This window comes from Streptomyces sp. NPDC046881, from assembly GCF_040645015.1.
Taxonomy (GTDB): Bacteria; Actinomycetota; Actinomycetes; order Streptomycetales; family Streptomycetaceae; genus Streptomyces.
Map to the genome: position 1 here is coordinate 33,127 of NZ_JBEYXJ010000010.1, position 19,429 is coordinate 52,555.

Below are 19,429 nucleotides of genomic sequence, written 5' to 3' on the forward strand. Positions count from 1 at the left end.
GACGGCCGCGGGGCAGGCGGGCCCGGCGGTGGCGCGGGGGGCGTCCCGCGCGGTGCCGGCGGGCCCGACCCGGCACCGGTCCCGCGCATACCCACGCCCCGCGCATCCGTGGAGGACAGCGGGCTCCCGCTGCCCGACCTCGCCGACCTGGGGGACCTCGCACCCGTGCCGCTCGACCTCTCGCACGACGTCCTGAAGTCGCTGCTCGGCGCCTGGGCGCTGGCCGCCTGCTCCGCGGCGGAGACGGCGGCCGTCGAACACCACCTGGGCGGCTGCGGCGGCTGCGCCGACGAGGCCCGCCGGCTGCGCGAGGCGGTCGGTCTGCTGCACCAGCCGGAGAGCCTGGACCTGGACCCCGGGCTGCGCACCCGCGTCCTGGAGAGCTGCCTGAACCGCCGGCCGCCGCGCATCCCGGTGCCCGACTGGGCGGCGCCCTACGACGCGGAGACCGCGCGACTGGACGCGCTGCTCCAGGACTTCGGGGACGCGGAGTGGCATGCGCCGGTGCGGCTGCGCTGGTTCGAGGCGGACGCGCCGACGAGCCGTCGTACGACCGTCGCCGGGGTGATCGCGCACCTGCTGTCGGTGGACGGCATGGTGGCCACGGCACTCGGCCTGGACGATCCGCTGACCGAGGTGGTCGGCGCGGCGGAACAGGGCGCCACCGGGCCGGCCGGGCGGACGGAGGCGTACTGGCGGGCCTCGCACTTCCCGCCGACGCGCTCGGTGCGCGGGCCGTGGCGGGAGCAGAGCCACAGCCTGGTGCGCACGGTGTCCTTCACCGGCGGCCACGCGGGCGGACTGGAGGTGTCGTACGGCGATTTCGCGCTGCCGCTGCACGACGCGATGCTGGACCGCGCCTTCGAGTGCTGGGTGCACGCCGAGGACATCGCGGAGGCGGTGGACTACCCGTACGAGCCGCCGGCGCCGCGGCACCTGAACCGGATGATCGACCTCGCGGTCCGGGTGCTGCCGACGGTGCTGGCCGAGCGCCGCCGCGCGGGCCTGTCGGCGCCGGGCCGCCGCACCCCGCACCTGGTCCCGGCCGGCGCGCCCGGCCGCAGCCTGCGCCTGGAGATCGAGGGCTCGGGTGGCGGCGAGTGGCTGATCCCCCTGGACTCACCGGCGGCCCGCGGCTCCGCGGACCTGGAGGTGGCCCATGTGGCGCTGGACGGCGCGGAGTTCTGCCGGCTGGCGGCGGGCCATGTGCCGCCGGCGGACGCGGCGGCCGGTCAGGTCGGCGACCGGGAGGCGATCAGGGACGTCCTGCTCGCGGTCGCCTCGCTCAGCCGTATGTGAACCCGGGGGGCGGGGCAGCTGCCCGGAGGGGCGCGGGCCCCCGCCCTCCTAGGCGAACACCACCGTGCGGCGCCCGTTGAGCAGGATCCTCCGCTCCGCGTGCCACTTCACCGCCCGCGCCAGCGCCTGGCACTCCACATCGCGTCCGATGGCCACCAGCTGGTCCGGCGTCACTCCGTGCCCGACCCGCTCGACCTCCTGCTCGATGATCGGGCCCTCGTCGAGGTCCGCGGTGACGTAGTGCGCCGTCGCGCCGATCAGCTTCACACCCCGCGCGTGCGCCTGGTGGTACGGCTTCGCGCCCTTGAAGCTCGGCAGGAACGAGTGGTGGATGTTGATGATCCGGCCGCTCAGCTGCTTGCACAGGTCGTCCGAGAGGACCTGCATGTAGCGGGCGAGGACGACCAGTTCGACCTTCTCCTCGCGCACGATCTCCAGCAGCCTGGCCTCGGACTCCGACTTCGTGTCCTTCGTCACCGGGATGTGGTGGAAGGGGATGTTGTAGGAGCCCACCAGCTCCTCGAAGTCGGTGTGGTTCGACACCACGGCCACGATCTCCACCGGCAGCGCGCCGATCCGCGCCCGGAAGAGCAGGTCGTTCAGGCAGTGCCCGAACTTGCTGACCATGAGCAGGATGCGCATCTTCTGGTCGGCCCGGTGGATCTGCCAGTCCATGTGGAAGGTGTCACCGATCGCGGCGAAGCTCGCCCGCAGCTTGTCCACCGTCACCGGCGCCTCGGCCGAGAAGTGGACGCGCATGAAGAACAGTCCCGTGTCGTGGTCGCCGAACTGCTGGCTGTCCTCGATGTTGCAGCCGGTCATGAACAGATAGCTGGACACGGCGTGCACGATGCCCTTTTTGTCCGGGCAGGACAGCGTGAGGACGTACTGGTCGGCCGGTGCGGCGGCGGAAGAGGCGGACTGATCGGTCATGCACTACAGGGTCCCACACCGGTCCCCCTGCGCGGGCCGCCGTCCGCTACGCGGACCTCGTGAGGATCCGCAGCACCTCCAGGCTCTTCGGCGGCGCGTCCGGGTCCTCGCCGTCGCTCACCGACATGCGCACGTGCGCGTCCCGCGCCGCCCGCACCGCGTCCGGCCAGCCGGTGTGTTCCATGTACACGGCGACCGGCGCGTCCGGGCCGACCTGGTGCATGATCCGCAGCACCCGCAGCACGGCGGTGTCGACGAGCGCCGCCTCCTGCGAGTCCCGGAATATGGTGCCGACGTACTTCTCGGCCGACCAGTTGTCCAGCCAGGTGTCCTCCACCAGCCGGTACACGGCGTCCGTGACGTCACCGTAGCCGTCCACGCCGGCCAGCCAGACGTCCCGCTGGAACACCGGGTCGGAGAGCATGTGCAGCGCCGAGCGCACGTTGCTGCGCCACCGCCACCACGGCATGTCGTTCAGGGGCATGCCGCCCATGGTGGAGGAGCGACGGCCGCGACGGGAAGTGTTCTCCGAACCTTGCACGGTCATCGATCGTACGTTCCTCGTCCCAGGAGCATCATCTGCCCCTGTAATTCACCTCAGCGTCACCTTTCGTTGACCGAAGGTCACTCCCAGGTTAGTCCTGTGAGGGAATCGTGCGTGTGCATGACCGGCAGGCGACGCACGCGCAGCACCCCTTCTCCCGCCCTTCCCCGCCCCGTCAGAGCCACCGCCCTCGCCGTGGGCGCGGTGGCCCTCTGCGCGTCGCTCACCGCCGCATGCGGGGTCATCCCCGGTGCCACGGGGGGCTCCGGGGATGACCCGGTCCGGGTGATGACCTGGGCACCCCAGGACACCGACGCGACCAACAAGCCGGGCATGCCCGCGATGGCCCGTGCCTACGCGAAGTGGGTCAACTCCCACGGCGGCATCGAAGGCCGCCGGCTGGAGGTGCTGACCTGCAACGACCACAACGACAGCGTGGGCGCCGCCAAGTGCGCCCGGCGCGCGGCGGCCGAGAACGTGGTCGCGGTCGTCGGCTCCTACAGCCAGTTCGGCGACTCCTACCTCGCCCCGCTGGAGGGCGCCGGCATCCCCTACATCGGCGGCTACGGCGTCACGAACGACGAGTTCACGGGCGCCATGTCGTACCCGGTCAACGGCGGCCAGCCCGCCCTGCTGGCCGGCCTCGGCAGGGCGCTCGCCGCCGAGTGCGGCCACGTCGCCCTGGTCCGCCCCGACAGCATCGCCGGCGACGAGCTGCCCGCGATGCTCGACTCGGGGCTGAAGGCGGGCAGGCACCCGGACGCCGGCGACCAGCTCGCCGCGGAGGACGCCACCGAGTACGGCGGGCAGGCCGAGCAGGCGCTGCGGTACGCCACCAGGGACGTGACGAAGAAGGGCTGTGTGGTGCCCGCGCTCGGGGACCGCACGGACACCTTCATGGACTCCTTCCGGCGGGCCCGCGCGAACTTCCCGGACGTGCGCACGGCGACCGTGCTCGGCAGCGTCGACCAGACCGTGATCAACGCCACGGGCGGGGCGACGGGGCCGTACGAGGGGGCGTACATCACCGGCTGGTACCCGGTCGTCTCCGACCCGCGCTGGGACCCGATGAAGAAGGTGATCAACGAGGAGGCCTTCGGCGACAACCGCATCGACCCCGCGGACGCCGGCGTGCAGACCACGTGGATCGCCTACACCGTGCTCAGGGCCGTCCTGGAGCGGATCGGCGCCGGGGAGGTGAGCGCCGACACCGTGCGCCACACCCTCGACGACGGCCTGCGGGTCTCCACCGGCGGGCTCACGCCGACCCTGCACTGGCCCTACGAGGGCAGGCTCGCCGGCGTCGGCTTCCCGCGGCTGGTCAACGCCGACGTCACCCTCCAGGTGGTGCGGGACGGCAAGCTGGTCGCGGCCCGCAGGGGCATCGGCGGCGCCAACGGGATCGCCGACATGACCTCGACCCTGGAGAAGGCGGACGTGCCCTGACGGACCCCGCGGGCGGGGCCCGTCCACGCCGGGCGGCCGGTCAGAGCTGGGTGGGCTGGCGCTGGGTCAGGCCGTACTTCTGCGCGATGGTGTTCCACAGCGCCGCCGCCTTCGTCTTCTGCGCGCTGGCGGTGCCGCTCTCCCGGTTGCCGGCCTGGGTCTCCCCGGTGGTGCGGGCGTGCCCCTTGTGGCAGACCTTGCGGTTCTTGGCCTGGCCGGCCCAGGCCGCGTAGTGGTTGTCGGCCGCGGCCGACGCCTGCCAGGCCTTGGTCAGCGCGGCCGTCAGGTCGGCGTTGCCCGGCAGCTTGTCCACGGACAGCTTGCCGAGCCGGGTGACCAGCTCGCCCCGCTGCCCGGCCGCGTCCCGCAGGTTGGTGGCGGCCTGGTCGAGGTTGTCGCACCGCCTGACGTCGGCGACGGCCTGGATCACCGAGGTCCGGCTGCTGCCGCTGTCGGCGAGCAGCTTGTCCAGCTCGACCGCCTGCTGCCGGGCCGGGTCGGCGGCGGGCGAGGCGGAGCCCTCGGTGGTGGCCGGGGACGCGGCGGCGACCGTCTTGTCGGCACCGCCCTTGTCCTTGTCGCCCCCGCCGCTCAGCAGCGCGCCGGCGCCCACGCCGAGCACGACGATGCCCACGCCGACCGCCGCGAGCAGCGGCACCCGCGACCGGCCCCCGCGCCGCCCGCCGTCGTCGTCCGGGCCCTCGTCGTACGACGGCTGCGCCGGGCGGTACGACGCCTGCGCCGGACCGGGGTAGGCGTCCTGCTGCTGCACGCGCGGGAGCTGCTGGGTGGACCCGGCCGGGCCGTCGCCCCCCGGGCCGCCGCGGAAGAGGTTGTCGAACTCGGCGGGCGGCTGCCGGTCACCCCCCTGGGCCTGGACCTGCGGCTGGGTCTGCGTCTGGGCGGCGTAGGGCGGGATGTACTGGGTGGCCTCCGCGTCGGAGGGCGCGGGCGCGGCCTGCCGGGGCACCTGGCCGAGGTACCGCGTCTCCTCGCCGCCCGACTCCGGCGGCAGCGCACCGGCCGCGACGGGCGGTATGTACTGGGTGGCCGCCTCGGCGGGGCCGGCCTGGACCGGCGGGAGGTACTGGGTGGCGCCGTCGGCCGGCGCGGCCTGCACGGGCGGGATGTACTGGGTGGCGCCCTCGTCAGCGGCCGCCGTGGGGCCGGCGGGGACCGGCGGGAGGTACTGGGTCGCGCCGTCCGCCGTCGGGGGCAGCGGGACGCCCGCGCCCGGGTGGGCGGGCGGCTGCGGCGCGGCGGCGGGCTGCGCTCCGGGGTACGGCTGCTGGGGCTGCGGCGCCTGGGGGTGCTGCTGGTAGGCGTCGGGCGCGCCGAAGCCCTGCTGCTGCGCGGCGCCGTAGCCGCCGTACGAGGCTTCCTGGCCGCCGTAGGCCGGTGCCTGGCCGCCGTATGCCGGGGCGCCCTCCGGGGGCAGCGGGCCCGGGTTCGCGGCGGACGGGGGCTGCTCCTGGCCGCCCCACTGCGGGGCCGGGGCCCAGCCCTGGCCCTGGTCCTGCTGGGGCGTCTGCTGCCCGGGGCCCCAGGAACCGCCCCAGGCCTGCCCGCCGGCCGGGGTGGCGGGGGCGGGCGTCGCGGTCATGCCCGGCAGCAGGGGCTCGCCTCCGTCGGAAGGCAGCACGATGCCTTCGCGCGCGGGCCGCGCCGAGGGCTCCTCGCCCTGTCCACTCTGCGTCACCGGGACTCCTACTAATGGGGGACCTTGTGAATCGTCGGCTCACGCTACCGGGTCCCCCGAGCCGCGTGCCACGCAGCTCGGAACGCGACCTCCTTCCCTGTGACAGCAGTAACAAAACCACCCCGCGAGGCGCTGATCACGGCACCCGGCGCACGCCGGGTGCCGTTCGCTTCCCGTTCACGCTCCCGCGGGGCCGGTGTTCACGCGGCCTGCTGGAGATCGAGGCGTGCGCCGAACTCCCGAACCACCGCCTCGTCCCGGAAGGGCTCAAGGCGCTGCTGGAGGTCGTCCAGGTACTCGGCGCCCCGGTTGGAGCGCAGTGTCTCCAGCAACTCGACCGCCTTCATGCCGGTGTTGCAGGCCTGCTCGACCTCCCGCTGCTGCACCTGGGCCGTGGCGAGCAGCACATAGCCGATCGCGCGCCGGCGGGCCCGGGACTCGGGGTGCCGGGCCAGCGCCTCCTCGGCGTACTGCGCCGCCTGCTCGGCCTGCCCGAGATCGCGGTGGCAGTGCGCCAGCTCGTCGGCCAGGTAGGCCTCGTCGAAGTGCCTGATCCACACCGGGTCGTTCCCGGCGGCGCCGTCCGCCCGTTCCATCGCGTCGGCCGCCCGTCCGCCGGCCGCCTGCGCGGAGCGCACGTCGCCGAGCAGGGCGTGCCCGCGCGCCTCGGCGGCGTGGAACATCGCCTCCACCCGCGGGGTCACATGCCCGCGCGCGCCCTCCTGCGCCGCCCGCGCCAACTGGGCGATCTCCCGCGGGTTGCCGAGCTGCGCGGCGAGATGGCTCATGGAGGCGGCGAGGACATAGCCGCCGTAGCCGCGGTCCCCGGCGGCCTGGGCGAGCCGCAGCGACTGGATGTAGTACCGCTGGGCGAGGCCCGGTTGGCCGGTGTCGACGGCCATGTACCCGGCCAGTTCCGTCAACCGGGCGACCGCCGCGAAGAGTTCGCGGCCGACCGCCTCCCGGTACGACCCCGCCAGCAGCCCGGAGACGACGCTGTTGAGGTAGTGCACGACGACCGGGCGCACATGCCCGCTGCCGTACTGATGGTCGAGGTCCACCAGCGCCTGCGTCATGGACCGTACGGCGGCCACGTCGGACTGGCCCACGCGCGGGCCCGCCTGCCGGGCCACCTGGGCGTCCGGTGCCGAGATCAGCCAGTCGCGGCTGGGCTCGACCAGCGCGGAGGCGGCGACGGAGGAGCCGGACAGGAAGTCCCGGCGCCCCACGTCGCTGCGCCACAGCTCGCAGACCTGCTCGATGGCCCCCAGTACCGTCGGCGAGAACTGGAGACCCACGCCCGAGGCGAGGTTCTTGCCGTTGGCCATGCCGATCTCGTCGATCGTGACCGTCCGGCCGAGCTTGCGCCCGAGCGCCTCGGCGATGATCGCCGGGGCGCGGCCCCGTGGCTGCTGGCCGCGGAGCCAGCGGGCCACGGACGTCTTGTCGTAGCGCAGGTCGAGACCGTGCTCGGCGCCGCACATGTTGACCCGCCGGGCCAGCCCGGCGTTCGAGCACCCCGCTTCCTGGATGAGTGCCTGCAGCCGTTCGTTCGGCTGCCTCGCCACGAGAGGCCTTGCGGCCATGTGCTTACCCCCTGCGTTGCGATCCCCTGGAGCGTGAAATTCCGGTCGGGAGGATCCGGCCGAGACGATCCGTTCGGGAAGATCACTGCCCCGCTGACATACCGTCAATGCGCGACATGTGCGGTTTGCCGGGGTAACAGCGGATGCCACCCCACCCCTGGCTACCCGCCTCACGCCCCGTCTCCTCCCGCGCGCCCCCGGACGTGCACCCATGCGCCCCGACTGCCGAATCGATGCTCCTCCCCCGCGCGCGGTACAGCCGTAACTCCAGGTGGGCGCGGGAGTTGAGTGGGGCGTGGAAGAGACGATCGCGGGCGCCCAGGACAGTCAGATTGCCGGTCACATTCCGCAGCAGCGCGGGGAATCGCTGCTGGAGACGGCCGTACGGTACGCCGAGGAGCGGCACTGGGACGTGTTCCCGGGCACCTGGCTGGAAGCCGTCGACGGGATGCAGCGCTGCTCGTGCGGTGACGCCTCCTGCCCTGCGCCGGGTGCGCACCCCGCGCGCCCCGACTGGGCGACCCAGGCGACCGGCAGCGCGACCGTCGCGCGCCGGATGTGGCAGAAGCAGCCGACGGCGTCGATCCTGCTGCCGACCGGGCGGACCTTCGACGCGTTGTCCGTCCCGGAGAGCGCGGGGTTCCTGGCGCTCGCCCGGATGGAGCGGATGGAGCTGACGCTCGGGCCGGTCACGCTGACCCCGGACCGGCGGATGCACTTCTTCGTCCTGCCCGGCGCCTCCGCGAAGGTGCCGGAGCTGGTGCGCAAGATCGGGTGGTCGCTGTCGTCACTGGATCTGGTGGCCCAGGGCGAGGGCGCGTACGTGGCCGCGCCGCCCACGCGGTTCGGGTCGCGGGGGGCCGTGCAGTGGGCCTGCCGGCCCACGCCCGCGAATCGGTGGCTGCCGGACGCGGAGGAGCTGATCTCGCCGCTGGCCTACGCGTGCGGGAGGGATCGGTAGCCCCCGCGCCCCTGAAGGGGCGCGGGGAACTGCGCGAACAACCACGATGAACCGGTGGCCGCCGACGAGACAGAACCCGGCAGACGAGCAGGCGCTCAATCCCCGAGCAAGCCGTCGAGAAACGGCGAGACCGCACCCCGCCAAGCCTCCGGCAGGTCGTAGTGGGCGAGATGCCCCGCGTCCGGCACCTCCGCGTACTCCCCGCGCGGCAGCACCCGCACCATCTCCTGCGCCTCCGCCCGGCCCAGCTCGCCGTCCACACCACGCACCACCAGGGTCGGGCACCGCACCTGGGCCAGCTCCTCCCAGTGGGCGTCGTAGACCCACGTCTCGCGGGAGCTGAGCATGTGCTGCGGCTCGAAGACCGGCCGCCAGCCGTCCTCGCGCTCGTGCATCACCTCGGCGTAGAACGCGCCGCGCGCGGGGCTGGGCCGCTCCACCCAGGGGTCGTCCTCGCCGAACCACTTGCGGACGTCGGCGAGGCTGGCGAAGGGGACGGGCCAGGAACGGAACCAGTCGGCCCACTCGCGCTGCGAGGCCGCGCCCAGCGCGGACGCCCGCATGTCGCAGATGATCAGGCCGCGGACCAGCTCGGGGCGCTTGGCGGCGAGCTGCCAGGCGGTCAGCGCGCCCATGGCGTGGCCGATGAGGACGACGGGGGCGAGGCCGAGCTGTTCCACGGCGGCCTCGGCGTCCTCGACGTAGGCCTCGCGGGTGTAGGCGGCCTCGGGGGGCTTGTCGCTGCGGCCGTGGCCGCGCTGGTCGAGCGCCACGGCCCGGTGGCGGCCGGCGAGCCAGCGGGCGGTGGACGCCCAGTGGGAGGCGCGGCCCATCAGGCCGTGGAGTAACAGCACTCCCGGAGCGCCGGACTCCGGCCCAGCCGCACCGCCCGGCTCCGCCTCCGGTTTCGGAGGGTCGGCGAACTCCCAGGCGGCCAGGCGCAGCCCGCCCGCTCCCGTCACATCGATACGCCGTGCCATCGGCCTGGCACCCCCCAGTGCTCCGCCTGCCTCGTCGTGGAGGACCTCGTCGTCCAGCTGCTTCAGGCTATCGAATACCTATTCGAAAATTGCGTCTCCGCGGACAACACCCCTCATTCGAGTGACACCTCCCCAGGAATGATCGCCGCAGCCGAGGGGATCTTTCTGGCAGGAGGCGGACCGCTCGGGGAAAAGCCGGTCCGAGGGGAATGACCCTGAGAGCTCGGGGCTCCGGGTCAGCACAGGGGAGGACAGGCCCCGGCGCCGCTCAGCGCCGGGGCCCTCTCCTTGTCAGCGCTTGGCGACGAACACGTGGGAGGCGATGTCCGCCTCCAGCTCGGCCGCCTCGCCACCGCTGCCCACCAGCACACCGCCGGGCGACTCCGTCACGCTCACCACGGAACCGGGCTGCACACCCGCCCGCCGCAGCGTGTACATCAACTGCGCGTCCGTCTGGATCGGCTCGCCGATGCGGCGGACGACGACCGTCTTGCCGTCCGAACCCGGGTCCAGGTCGGCCAGCGACACCATGCTCGCGTCCAGGAACGGGTCCGCCCCGTCCTTCTCGCCCAGCTCCTCCAGGCCCGGGATCGGGTTGCCGTACGGCGACTCGGTGGGGTGCCGCAGCAGCTCCAGCACGCGGCGCTCGACGGCCTCGCTCATCACGTGCTCCCAGCGGCACGCCTCCGCGTGCACCTGCTCCCACTCCAGCCCGATCACGTCCACGAGCAGACACTCGGCCAGGCGGTGCTTGCGCATCACGCGCGTCGCCAGCCGGCGGCCCTCGTCCGTCAGCTCCAGGTGCCGGTCGCTGGCCACGGAGACCAGGCCGTCGCGCTCCATCCGCGCCACCGTCTGGCTCACCGTCGGCCCGCTCTGGTCCAGCCGCTCCGCGATGCGGGCGCGCATGGGGACGACGCCTTCCTCTTCGAGTTCGAGGATGGTGCGGAGATACATCTCCGTGGTGTCGATCAGTCCGGACATACGTGCCCCTCGATTACCTCTGCCGGCCGCCGGCCGCGTGCGCTGGCCCTGGCACCAATTCTGCCGGATCCCACTGACAAGCGGGCGGTACCGGGGAAACGGGGCCCCGGCGAGGGACGCGGGACCGTTTCCGACCGCGGGGGCGCGGGCCCGCCCGCGGAGCGCTCCCCACCCTCCGGCCGTATTGACACCGCGATGGTCCAGACCGCACCGTGATCCGCGACACAGACGCTGCGAAGGGGCACCGCATGAGCGACGGCACGCCGGCCGACCTGTTCTTCGACGCCGCCATCGGCCTGCTGCAACGGGTCCGCGACGAGGAGGCCGAAGCGATCACCGCGGCCGGCACCCTGCTCGCCGACACCGTCGCGGCCGGCGGCCGCCTGTTCGCCTTCGGTGCCGGGCACTCCTCGCTGGCCGCACAGGACGTCGTCTACCGCGCGGGCGGCCTCGCCCTCATGAACCTGCTCGCCGTACCCGGCGTCGTCGGCGTCGACGTCACCCCGGCCACGCTCGGCTCCGCCCTCGAACGCGTCGACGGCCTCGCGAGCGCCGTCCTGGACACCTCCCCGGTCCGCGCCGGCGACGCCCTCGTGATCATCTCGCTCTCCGGGCGCAACGCCCTGCCCGTGGAGATGGCCCGGGGCGCCCGCGCCCTCGGCGTGAAGGTCATCGGCGTGACCTCGGTGGCGTACGCCACGGAGACGAAGTCCCGGCACGCCTCCGGCACCTTCCTCAAGGACCACTGCGACATCGTCCTCGACTCGAAGATCGCCGTCGGCGACGCGGAACTCACCCTCGACACCATCCCGGCGCCGTTCGCCCCTGCCTCCACGGTCGTCACCACCGCCCTGATGCAGGCCGTCCTGGCGACCACCGCCGCCACCCTCGCCGACCGCGGCATCGAACCCCCGCTGCTGCGCTCCGGCAACGTCGACGGCGGCCACGAGTGGAACAGCCGGGTGATGACGGAGTACGGCGACCGGATCTTCTACCGCCACTGACACGGCACCGGCACCGGCGCGCTACCGGTCCCGCACCGCCTCCGCCAGGTCCAGCGACGTCGCGATCCGTACGGCCACGTCCTCGGCGTAGGCCGTGTCGGAACGCTCGAAGCGGCTGCGGCCGGCGGTGCGCAGGAAGGTCACCACGCCCAGCGTGCGCCCCCGGCTGCGCAGCACCGCGCACAGCGCGTGCACCGCGTCACCGGGCCACTGCCGCTCCAGCGCCCACTCCCGCGCCCGTTCGGGCGACACCGGCCCCGCGTCCGCGCGCACCGTCCCGGCCCGCTCCACGCACCGCAGCGCCGGATGCTCCTCCGGGTAGCGCACGGGCAGTCCGGCCGCGCCCGTGAGCAGGCTCGGCCCCGGTGCCCCGGCGGGCGTGGCGGCGAGCCGGACCAGCCGGACCGGGCCCGGGGCGGCCTCGCCCTCCGCGCGCGGACCGCCCGCCACCCGGTCGACGAGGGCGTGGTCGGCGAAGCCGGCGAGGGCGAAGTCCAGGTGGACGGTGGCCGCCTCCGCCGGGTCCTCGCACTCGGCCGCGGCCCGGGCCGCGCGGTGCAGCTGGCTCGTCCGGAACCGCAGCAGGGCCGCCTCCTGCTCACTGTGCTTGGCCTCGGTGACGTCCTCGAACAGCCAGCCCACCCCGAGCGGCACGGGCTCCTCCGCGAGCGGCGAGGCCAGCCGCAGGAACCCGCTGCGCCAGCAGCGCCGCCGCTCGCCCTCCGGGCTGCGGACGGTCACCCACATCTCGGCCGGCGCGGGCGGCGCACCCTCGGCGAGGACGTGGATCAGCGCCGCCTCCAGTTCCTCCACGCCCTGGGTGAGCAGCTCGCCCAGCGGACGCCCCAGCACGGACGTGCGGCCCACCCCCAGCGCCCGGGCCGCGTGCGCGTTCACCAGGGCGGGCCGCAGATCGGCGTCGACCAGGACGACACCCCAGGACGCGTCCTCGAACAGCGCCTCGCTCAACGCGATCGACCGCTCCAGATCGATCTGCGCGTGCACCTCGCTGAACGCGCAGTACACCCCGGCGGGCTTCCCGTCGGGCCCCCGCACGGCGGCCGACTGGGTCCGTACGAGCACCCGCCCGCCGCCCTTGGTGACCAGCGCGAACTCGTGCACCTGCCGGCCCGGCGCGTGCATCGCCGACATCAGGCGGGCCTGCACGTCCCCGGCGTCGGCGCTGCGCACCGCCCAGCCGGCGAACCCGTGCCGCCCGACGGCCTCGGCGGCCGTCCACCCCAGGATCCGCTCGGCCTCCCGGTTCCAGTGGGTCACGACCCCGTCGGCGTCGAAGGCGCACAGGGCCGCGTCCATGCCGTCCAGCAGCGCGGCGAGCAGATCGGATCCGCCGGACTCACCGGGCTCGTCCGGCCCCAGCTCGTCCGTGGTCCCACTCCGCCGCGAAGCACTCACCTGGACCCCCTGGAAACCACGTCCGCGCGCGCACGGCGCTCGGTTCGCTCACTGGCCCTCATTCAACTGGAACGTGACCCACCCCACATACTGTTCCCGCAAGAAAACCGGTTGAGCCCTCCTCGTCGGCTTCTTAGGGTGTCGGGTACACGAGAAGGGAGGTGGTTCGGCAGATGTATGGATACCGGACGCGTGAGGTGGCTGCGGGCTAGCGGCCCGTCCCCACACCATGTGCGGTGCCGGACCAGCATGCGACAGATGCGTGCAGCCGGCCCAATCCCAAGCAGTCACCCGACCCGCGGGCTGCCGGTACGTCCGGCCGGCTCCTCCTTGAGGAACCCAGCCCGCGGGTCGTCTGCGTTTTCGGGGGCGGTCGCCGTCAGGGGCTGAGGCGTTCGACCCGCCAGGTGCCGTCGGGCCGGGCGACGTAGCGCAGGCGGTCGTGGAGGCGGTTCGCGCGGCCCTGCCAGAACTCGATCGTCTCCGGAACGATGCGGAAGCCGCCCCAGTGCGGCGGGACGGGGACCTGTTCGTCCTCGGGGTAGCGGGCGGCGAGTTCGGCGTAGGCCGTGTCGAGTTCGCTGCGGGAGGCGATCACCGCGGACTGGGCGCTGGCCCAGGCGCCCAGCTGGGAGCCGTGCGGGCGGGTGCGGAAGTAGGCGGCGGTCTCGTCGCGGCCGGTGCGCCGGGCGGTGCCGGTGACGATGACCTGGCGGGCCAGCGGGTGCCACGGGAAGAGCAGCGAGACGTGGGGGTTCTCCGCGAGGTCGCGGCCCTTGCGGGACTCGTAGTTGGTGAAGAAGACGAAGCCCTCGGTGTCGTACTGCTTCATGAGCACCGTGCGGGCGCTCGGGCGGCCCGTCGCGTCCGCCGTGGAGACGACCATCGCGTTGGGTTCGTAGAGGGTGCCGTGCAGGGCCGCCCGGGCGGCATCCTCGAACCAGCGGGCGAACTGGTCCATGGGATGGGTGGCGAGGTCCTCTTCGGCGAGGCCGTCGGCCCGGTACTGCTTGCGCATGGCGGCGGGGTCGAGGACGGGGTCCAGAAGCGGGTCGCGGTCGGTCACGCGGTCATCTTGCCGTATCGAACGGGTATGGCACCGGGTGTCGTGTGGTCTCCCCATCCATGGCACCGGGAGTTATCGTTCTGCTCCCTTTGCGGTTGGGTTGACCACGGGTGACCACCGGCAGATCGGGGCATCACCGGGGTGACCGCCGCCCACACATCACGAGGAGCCGCCTGATGTCCGATTTCGTACCCGGGCTCGAAGGAGTCGTCGCGTTCGAGACGGAGATCGCCGAACCGGACAAGGAGGGCGGTGCCCTGCGCTACCGGGGCGTCGACATCGAGGACCTGGTCGGGCACGTCTCGTTCGGGAACGTGTGGGGGCTGCTGGTCGACGGCGCCTTCAACCCCGGACTGCCGCCCGCCGAGCCGTTCCCGATCCCCGTGCACTCCGGTGACATCCGCGTGGACGTGCAGTCGGCGCTCGCCATGCTGGCGCCCGTCTGGGGGCTGCGTCCGCTGCTCGACATCGACGAGCGGCAGGCCCGCGAGGACCTGGCGCGCGCCGCCGTCATGGCGCTGTCGTACGTCGCCCAGTCGGCGCGCGGGCAGGGGCTGCCGATGGTGCCGCAGCGGGAGATCGACAAGGCGAGCTCGGTGGTGGAGCGGTTCATGATCCGGTGGCGCGGGGAGCCGGATCCCAAGCACGTCGCGGCCGTGGACGCCTACTGGACCTCCGCCGCCGAGCACGGCATGAACGCCTCCACGTTCACCGCGCGGGTCATCGCCTCCACGGGGGCGGACGTGGCCGCCGCGCTGTCCGGTGCGGTGGGCGCGATGTCCGGTCCGCTGCACGGCGGTGCGCCGTCGCGGGTGCTCGGGATGATCGAGGAGATCGAGCGCACGGGGGACGCGGAGGCGTACGTGAAGCAGACCCTGGACCGTGGTGAGCGGCTGATGGGCTTCGGGCACCGGGTGTACCGGGCGGAGGACCCGCGGGCGCGGGTGCTGCGGCGTACGGCCCGGGAGCTGGGTGCTCCGCGGTTCGAGGTGGCCGAGGCGCTGGAGAAGGCCGCGCTGGAGGAGCTGCACAACCGGCGGCCGGACCGGGTGCTGGCCACGAACGTGGAGTTCTGGGCGGCGATCATGCTGGACTTCGCCGAGGTGCCCGCGCACATGTTCACGTCGATGTTCACGTGCGCGAGGACCGCCGGGTGGTCGGCGCACATCCTGGAGCAGAAGCGGACGGGGAGGCTGGTGCGGCCGTCCGCGCGGTACGTGGGGCCGGGTCCGCGGCGGCCCGAGGACATCGAGGGGTACGAGGACATCGCCCACTGAGAGGGGTGCCTCGGGAGCGCGGGCGACCGCGGGCCGGCTGTGGCCGGTCGCGTGGTTTCCCGCGCTCCTTCGGCGGGCTGCTCACGCCGGTGTCAGAAGGCTCCCGTGGTGTCGCTGCGCCACCAGCGGGTGGGCCCTGAGCTTGCCCTTGAGTTCGTTGTAGCCGTACTCGGCGTACAGGGGGTTCGTCGGGTCCGTCGTGATGCCGGGGGCCGTCGACGCGTGGGGGAAGGGGAGCGGGGCGATCCTCGCGTCGAGGCGGGGGTTGTAGAAGAACGGGACCGAGAAGCGTTCCGTCGCGCCGGGCGGGCTGACCACGCGGTGGTTGGTGGCGAGCAGGTAGCCGTTGGTCGCCACCTCCAGCAGTTCGCCGAGGTTGACGACGAACGCGCCCTCGATGGGCGGTACGTCGTGGAAGCGGCCGTCCTCGCGCTGGACCTGGAGGCCGCCGACCGTGTCCTGCAGGAGCAGGGTCAGGAAGCCGTAGTCCTTGTGGGCGCCGACGCCCTGGCCGGTGCCGTCGTCCGCGCTGCCGGGGTAGCGGACGAGCTTGAGGTGCGGGTGGGCGTGCGGGCCGAAGACCGGGTCGTAGAAGTCGGCCGGGGCGCCGATGGCGGTCAGCAGTTCGTGCAGGAGGCGGTGGGCGACCTCGCTCAGCCGGTCGATCCAGGCGAGGGCGGCCGTGCGCAGTTCGGGCAGGGCGGCCGGCCACTGGTTGGGGCCCTGCAGCCACCAGTACGGGGGCTCGCCGGGGCCGGGGGCCCGGGCGGGGCGTTCGGCGCCGATGTCGAGCTGGTCGCGCCAGTCGCGGGCGCCGCCGGTGCGCTCGTCGCCGGTGCGGGTGTAGCCGCGGAAGTGCGGGGAGCCGACGTTGTCGAGGGCGAGCCGGTCGGCCTCGGGGAGGGCGAAGAAGGCGCGCATGGCGGTGAGCAGCGCGTCGGTCTCGGCCCGGGTGACGCCGTGTCCGACGAGCTGGAAGAAGCCGACGTCATGGGCGGCGCTGTGCAGCTGGGCGTGGAGCAGGGACCGGGCCTGGGGGCCGCGGTCGGCGGCCGACAGGTCGATGATCGGGAGCTGGTGGTACGACGTCGCTGTGTGCGTGGTCATGGTGCGTCCGCTGGGTGTACGGGGCACGGGTGGCCGCCGAGGGTAGGGCGGGCCCCCGGGTGCCGGAAAAAGGGAAGAAGAAGGGTGCTGCGGGGGGCTGGTCAGGCGGAGAGGTGACGACAGCCCATGCTCGTGACGCGCACGTAGTCCACGTGGCGGCGGCGGACGAGCATCGGAAGCATGGGCCAAGGGTAACGCGCCCCCGGGATCGCTCCCCCTCAGCCCAGAGCTTCGTCCAGCAGGGCCGCCCACTGGGCGACGACGCGTTCGCGGCGGGCGGTGTCGTCGGTGAGCAGGTTGGCGAGGCCGAGGCCGCGGGCCATGTCGAGGAGGCCCTGGACGGTTTCGCGGACGCCGGGGCGGGATTCGTCGGCGCCGAGGAGTTCGACGGCGATGCGGTGGGTCTCGCGGCCGACGCGGGCCTCCAGCTCGGTGACGCGCGGGCGCAGCTGGTCTTCGTCGGAGGCGGCGACCCACAGGTGCAGGGCGGCGCGGAAGAGGGGGCCGGTGTAGAGGTCGACCAGGGCCGCGACGACGGCCCGGCGGTCGGCGGGGCCGTCCGGGAAGAGGGCGCGCAGGGCGAGGGAGCGTTCCTCGGAGACGTATTCGACGGCGGCGGTGAAGAGGTCCTCCCGGGTCGGGAAGTGGTGCTGGGCGGCGCCCCGGGAGACGCCGGCGCGTTCGGCGACGGCGGCGACCGTGGAGCCCGCCCAGCCGTGCTCGGCGAGGCAGGCCACGGCGGCCTCCAGGAGCCGCTGCCGGGTGGCCCGGCTGCGGTCCTGCTTGGGAACGCGGTCGCGTTCGGTCGTACTCACACCACCCATGCCGCATCACGTCTTTCCAGGAAGGCCGTCATTCCCTCCCGGGCCTGGGGGGAGGCGAACAGCCGGGCCGAGAGCGCGGTCAGCTCGGCCGCGTCGCGGTCGAATGTCTCCAGCACCCTAGCCGTGAGCAGCCGTTTCGTCTCGGCCAGGGCCTGCGGGGCGGAGTGGCGCAGGCCGTCCAGGACGGGGGCGAGGGCGGTGTCGACGTCGTCCGCGGCCGCCGTCAGCAGGCCCAGGCGTACGGCCTCGGCGGGGCCGAAGCGTTCGCCGGTGAGGTAGTAGCGGGCGAGGGCGCGGGGGTCGGCGCGCGGGATCACCGGCAGGGAGATCACGGCGGGGGCGACGCCGATGCGTACCTCGGTGAAGGCGAAGGTGGCGTCGGTGGAGGCGGCGGCGATGTCGCAGGCGGCGAGCAGGCCGAGACCGCCGGCGCGGACGTGACCGGTGACCCGGGCTAGGACCGGTTTGGGCAGTTCGACGATCTGCCGGAGCAGGGCCACCAGGGCGTCGGGGTCGGGCGGGTCGCGCAGGTCCGCGCCGGCGCAGAACGTCGTGCCGGTGTGGGTGAGGACCACGGCCCGTACGTCCGGGTCCTTGCCGCAGTCGGTGAGGGCGTCGGCGAGTTCGGTGACGAGCGCGGCGGACAGGGCGTTGCGGGTGCCGGTGGCGTCGAGGCTGAGGGTGTGGACGGCACGCGCGTGCGTGCGGCCGATCAGCGGGGTGGGGTCGGTCATGTGTGCTCCCTGAGCTGCCGGCGCAGGATCTTGCCGGAGGCGGCGCGCGGGACGGTGTCGATGAAGGTGATCCGGCGGACGCGTTTGTAGGGGGCGACGCGTTCGGCGACGTACAGCAGGACGTCGTTCTCGGTGAGGTCGCCGGCGGTGGGGTGGCGGACGACGAAGGCGTGCGGGATCTCGTTGCCGTCGTCGTTGTGGGCGCCGATGACGGCGGCGTCGGCGATGCCGGGGTGGGTGAGCAGGAGGGCCTCCAGTTCGGCGGGGGCCACCTGGAAGCCCTTGTACTTGATCAGTTCCTTCACGCGGTCGACGACGAACAGCCAGCCGTCGGCGTCGACGTGTCCGACGTCCCCGGTGTGCAGCCAGCCGTCGGTGTCGATCAGGGCGGCGGTGGCGTCGGGGCGGCCGAGGTAGCCCTTCATCACCTGGGGGCCGCGGATGAGGATCTCGCCGGGTTCGCCGGTGCCGAGGTCCTTGCCGGGGTCGTCCAGGGAGACGATCCGCATCTCGGTGCCGGCGATGAGCCGGCCGACCGTGCCGGCGGGGGCCTCGCGGAGCCGGTCCAGGGGGACGACATGGGTGCCGGGGGACAGTTCGGTCATGCCGTAGGCCTGGCCGATCGGGGGCAGGCCGAGGCGTTCGGCGCAGGCGAGGGCGAGCCGGGCGTCCAGCGGGGCGGCGGCGCTGATGACGTACCGCAGCGAGGAGAGGTCGTAGCGGCTGACCGCCGGGTGCTTGGCGAGGGCGAGGACGATCGGCGGGGCGACGTACAGGCCGGTGATGCGGTGCTTCTCGATCGCGGCGAGGAAGGTCTCCAGGTCGAAGCGCGGCAGGACGACGACGGTGGCGCCCTTGCGCAGGGGCGCGTTCATCAGGGCGGTGAGGCCGTAGATGTGGAAGAAGGGCAGGACGGCGAGGATGCGGTCGCCGGGTCCGGCGGGGACGGCGGGTTCCAGCTGGGCGAGGTTGGTGGCGATCTGCCGGTGGGTGAGCATGACGCCCTTGGGGGTGCCGGTGGTGCCGGAGGAGTACGGCAGTGCGGCGATGTCCTCGGCCGGGTCGATGCCGGGCTCGGGTTCGGGGGCGGTGGTGGCGAGCAGGTCGATCAGCGAGCGGTGGCCGGACGCGCTGTCGCACACGAGGATCTCCCGTACGCCGCCCGCGATCTCGGCGGCCCGGCGGGCGGTCTGCAGCAGGGGGGAGACGGTGACGATCCAGCGCGCGCCGCTGTCGCCGAGCTGTTTGGCGAACTCCTCGGCGGTGGCGAGCGGGTGCACGGTGGTGACGGTGGCGCCCGCGCGCGTGGCCGCGTAGAAGGCGGTCGGGAAGGTGATCGTGTTGGGGCTGTGCAGGGCGAGGACGTCGCCCTTGCGGACGCCGGTGTCGGCGAGGGCGGCGGCCAGGCGCCGGTGGAACCGGTCCACCTGCTCGTACGTGAGGGTGGTGCCGTCCGTGCCGTCGATGAGGGCGGGCCGGTCGCCGAAGGCGGCGGCGTGGCCCAGGACGGCTTCGTGGATGGGGAGTTCTACGGGCGGAACGTCTGCGTACTCGCTGCGGAACACGGTT

Annotated in this window: 17 protein-coding genes; 5 read left to right on the plus strand and 12 right to left on the minus strand. The window is 73.5% G+C overall.

What is annotated here, in order from left to right; translation table 11 throughout:
* Positions 1-87: 87 nt before the first annotated feature.
* Entirely contained in the window at positions 88-1,299 is a 1,212-nt protein-coding gene (locus ABZ923_RS07715; RefSeq protein WP_361468290.1) for a zf-HC2 domain-containing protein, read from the plus strand.
* A gap of 48 nt (positions 1,300-1,347) precedes the next feature.
* On the opposite strand, the gene purU is transcribed toward ABZ923_RS07715, so the two are convergent.
* Entirely contained in the window at positions 1,348-2,232 is an 885-nt protein-coding gene (purU, locus tag ABZ923_RS07720; protein ID WP_361468080.1) for a formyltetrahydrofolate deformylase, read from the minus strand.
* Between the two features lie 46 nt (positions 2,233-2,278).
* On the minus strand, positions 2,279-2,779 hold the full coding sequence (locus ABZ923_RS07725; protein WP_361468082.1) for a hypothetical protein: 501 nt from the start codon (positions 2,777-2,779) through the stop codon (positions 2,279-2,281).
* A gap of 117 nt (positions 2,780-2,896) precedes the next feature.
* Here ABZ923_RS07725 and ABZ923_RS07730 point away from each other — a divergent pair, with 117 nt between their 5' ends.
* Positions 2,897-4,222, plus strand: coding sequence for an ABC transporter substrate-binding protein (locus ABZ923_RS07730; protein ID WP_361468085.1), 1,326 nt, complete (start codon positions 2,897-2,899; stop codon positions 4,220-4,222).
* A 40-nt stretch (positions 4,223-4,262) separates the two neighbouring features.
* Here ABZ923_RS07730 and ABZ923_RS07735 read toward each other — a convergent pair whose 3' ends face one another.
* Together ABZ923_RS07735 and ABZ923_RS07740 are read right to left on the minus strand one after the other, a co-directional pair.
* Positions 4,263-5,921, minus strand: coding sequence for a hypothetical protein (locus ABZ923_RS07735; protein WP_361468088.1), 1,659 nt, complete (start codon positions 5,919-5,921; stop codon positions 4,263-4,265).
* A gap of 200 nt (positions 5,922-6,121) precedes the next feature.
* A complete protein-coding gene (locus ABZ923_RS07740) occupies positions 6,122-7,507 on the minus strand; it encodes a transcriptional regulator (protein ID WP_361468091.1) in 1,386 nt (461 codons plus the stop codon).
* Between the two features lie 295 nt (positions 7,508-7,802).
* Here ABZ923_RS07740 and ABZ923_RS07745 point away from each other — a divergent pair, with 295 nt between their 5' ends.
* On the plus strand, positions 7,803-8,468 hold the full coding sequence (locus tag ABZ923_RS07745; RefSeq protein ID WP_361468093.1) for a bifunctional DNA primase/polymerase: 666 nt from the start codon (positions 7,803-7,805) through the stop codon (positions 8,466-8,468).
* 95 nt (positions 8,469-8,563) lie between these two features.
* Here ABZ923_RS07745 and ABZ923_RS07750 read toward each other — a convergent pair whose 3' ends face one another.
* Both ABZ923_RS07750 and ABZ923_RS07755 read right to left on the minus strand, forming a co-directional pair.
* A complete protein-coding gene (locus ABZ923_RS07750) occupies positions 8,564-9,448 on the minus strand; it encodes an alpha/beta hydrolase (RefSeq protein WP_361468095.1) in 885 nt (294 codons plus the stop codon).
* A gap of 291 nt (positions 9,449-9,739) precedes the next feature.
* Positions 9,740-10,432, minus strand: a complete 693-nt coding sequence (locus ABZ923_RS07755; RefSeq protein WP_361468097.1) for a metal-dependent transcriptional regulator — start codon at positions 10,430-10,432, stop codon at positions 9,740-9,742.
* A 248-nt stretch (positions 10,433-10,680) separates the two neighbouring features.
* On the opposite strand from ABZ923_RS07755, the gene ABZ923_RS07760 reads away from it, so the two are divergent.
* Positions 10,681-11,436, plus strand: a complete 756-nt coding sequence (locus ABZ923_RS07760; RefSeq protein ID WP_361468100.1) for an SIS domain-containing protein — start codon at positions 10,681-10,683, stop codon at positions 11,434-11,436.
* A 21-nt stretch (positions 11,437-11,457) separates the two neighbouring features.
* Here ABZ923_RS07760 and ABZ923_RS07765 read toward each other — a convergent pair whose 3' ends face one another.
* Entirely contained in the window at positions 11,458-12,852 is a 1,395-nt protein-coding gene (locus ABZ923_RS07765) for a PAS domain-containing protein (RefSeq protein ID WP_361468101.1), read from the minus strand.
* A 379-nt stretch (positions 12,853-13,231) separates the two neighbouring features.
* Positions 13,232-13,918, minus strand: a complete 687-nt coding sequence (gene pdxH / locus ABZ923_RS07770; RefSeq protein ID WP_361468103.1) for a pyridoxamine 5'-phosphate oxidase — start codon at positions 13,916-13,918, stop codon at positions 13,232-13,234.
* 176 nt (positions 13,919-14,094) lie between these two features.
* Here pdxH and ABZ923_RS07775 point away from each other — a divergent pair, with 176 nt between their 5' ends.
* Entirely contained in the window at positions 14,095-15,195 is a 1,101-nt protein-coding gene (locus ABZ923_RS07775) for a citrate synthase 2 (RefSeq protein WP_361468105.1), read from the plus strand.
* Positions 15,196-15,276: 81 nt separating this feature from the next.
* Here the strand turns inward: ABZ923_RS07775 and ABZ923_RS07780 are convergent, their stop codons facing one another.
* The 4 genes from ABZ923_RS07780 to ABZ923_RS07795 form a co-directional block, all read right to left on the minus strand.
* On the minus strand, positions 15,277-16,302 hold the full coding sequence (locus ABZ923_RS07780) for a 2-oxoglutarate and iron-dependent oxygenase domain-containing protein (protein WP_361468108.1): 1,026 nt from the start codon (positions 16,300-16,302) through the stop codon (positions 15,277-15,279).
* A gap of 218 nt (positions 16,303-16,520) precedes the next feature.
* Positions 16,521-17,126: a TetR/AcrR family transcriptional regulator gene (locus ABZ923_RS07785; RefSeq protein WP_361468111.1), complete on the minus strand. Its 606-nt coding sequence runs from the start codon at positions 17,124-17,126 to the stop codon at positions 16,521-16,523.
* Positions 17,114-17,860, minus strand: a complete 747-nt coding sequence (locus ABZ923_RS07790) for an enoyl-CoA hydratase family protein (RefSeq protein ID WP_361468114.1) — start codon at positions 17,858-17,860, stop codon at positions 17,114-17,116. Before ABZ923_RS07790 ends, ABZ923_RS07785 begins: the two co-directional genes overlap by 13 nt.
* Positions 17,857-19,425, minus strand: a complete 1,569-nt coding sequence (locus ABZ923_RS07795) for a 4-coumarate--CoA ligase family protein (protein WP_361468116.1) — start codon at positions 19,423-19,425, stop codon at positions 17,857-17,859. Before ABZ923_RS07795 ends, ABZ923_RS07790 begins: the two co-directional genes overlap by 4 nt.
* Between the last annotated feature and the right edge of the window lie 4 nt (positions 19,426-19,429).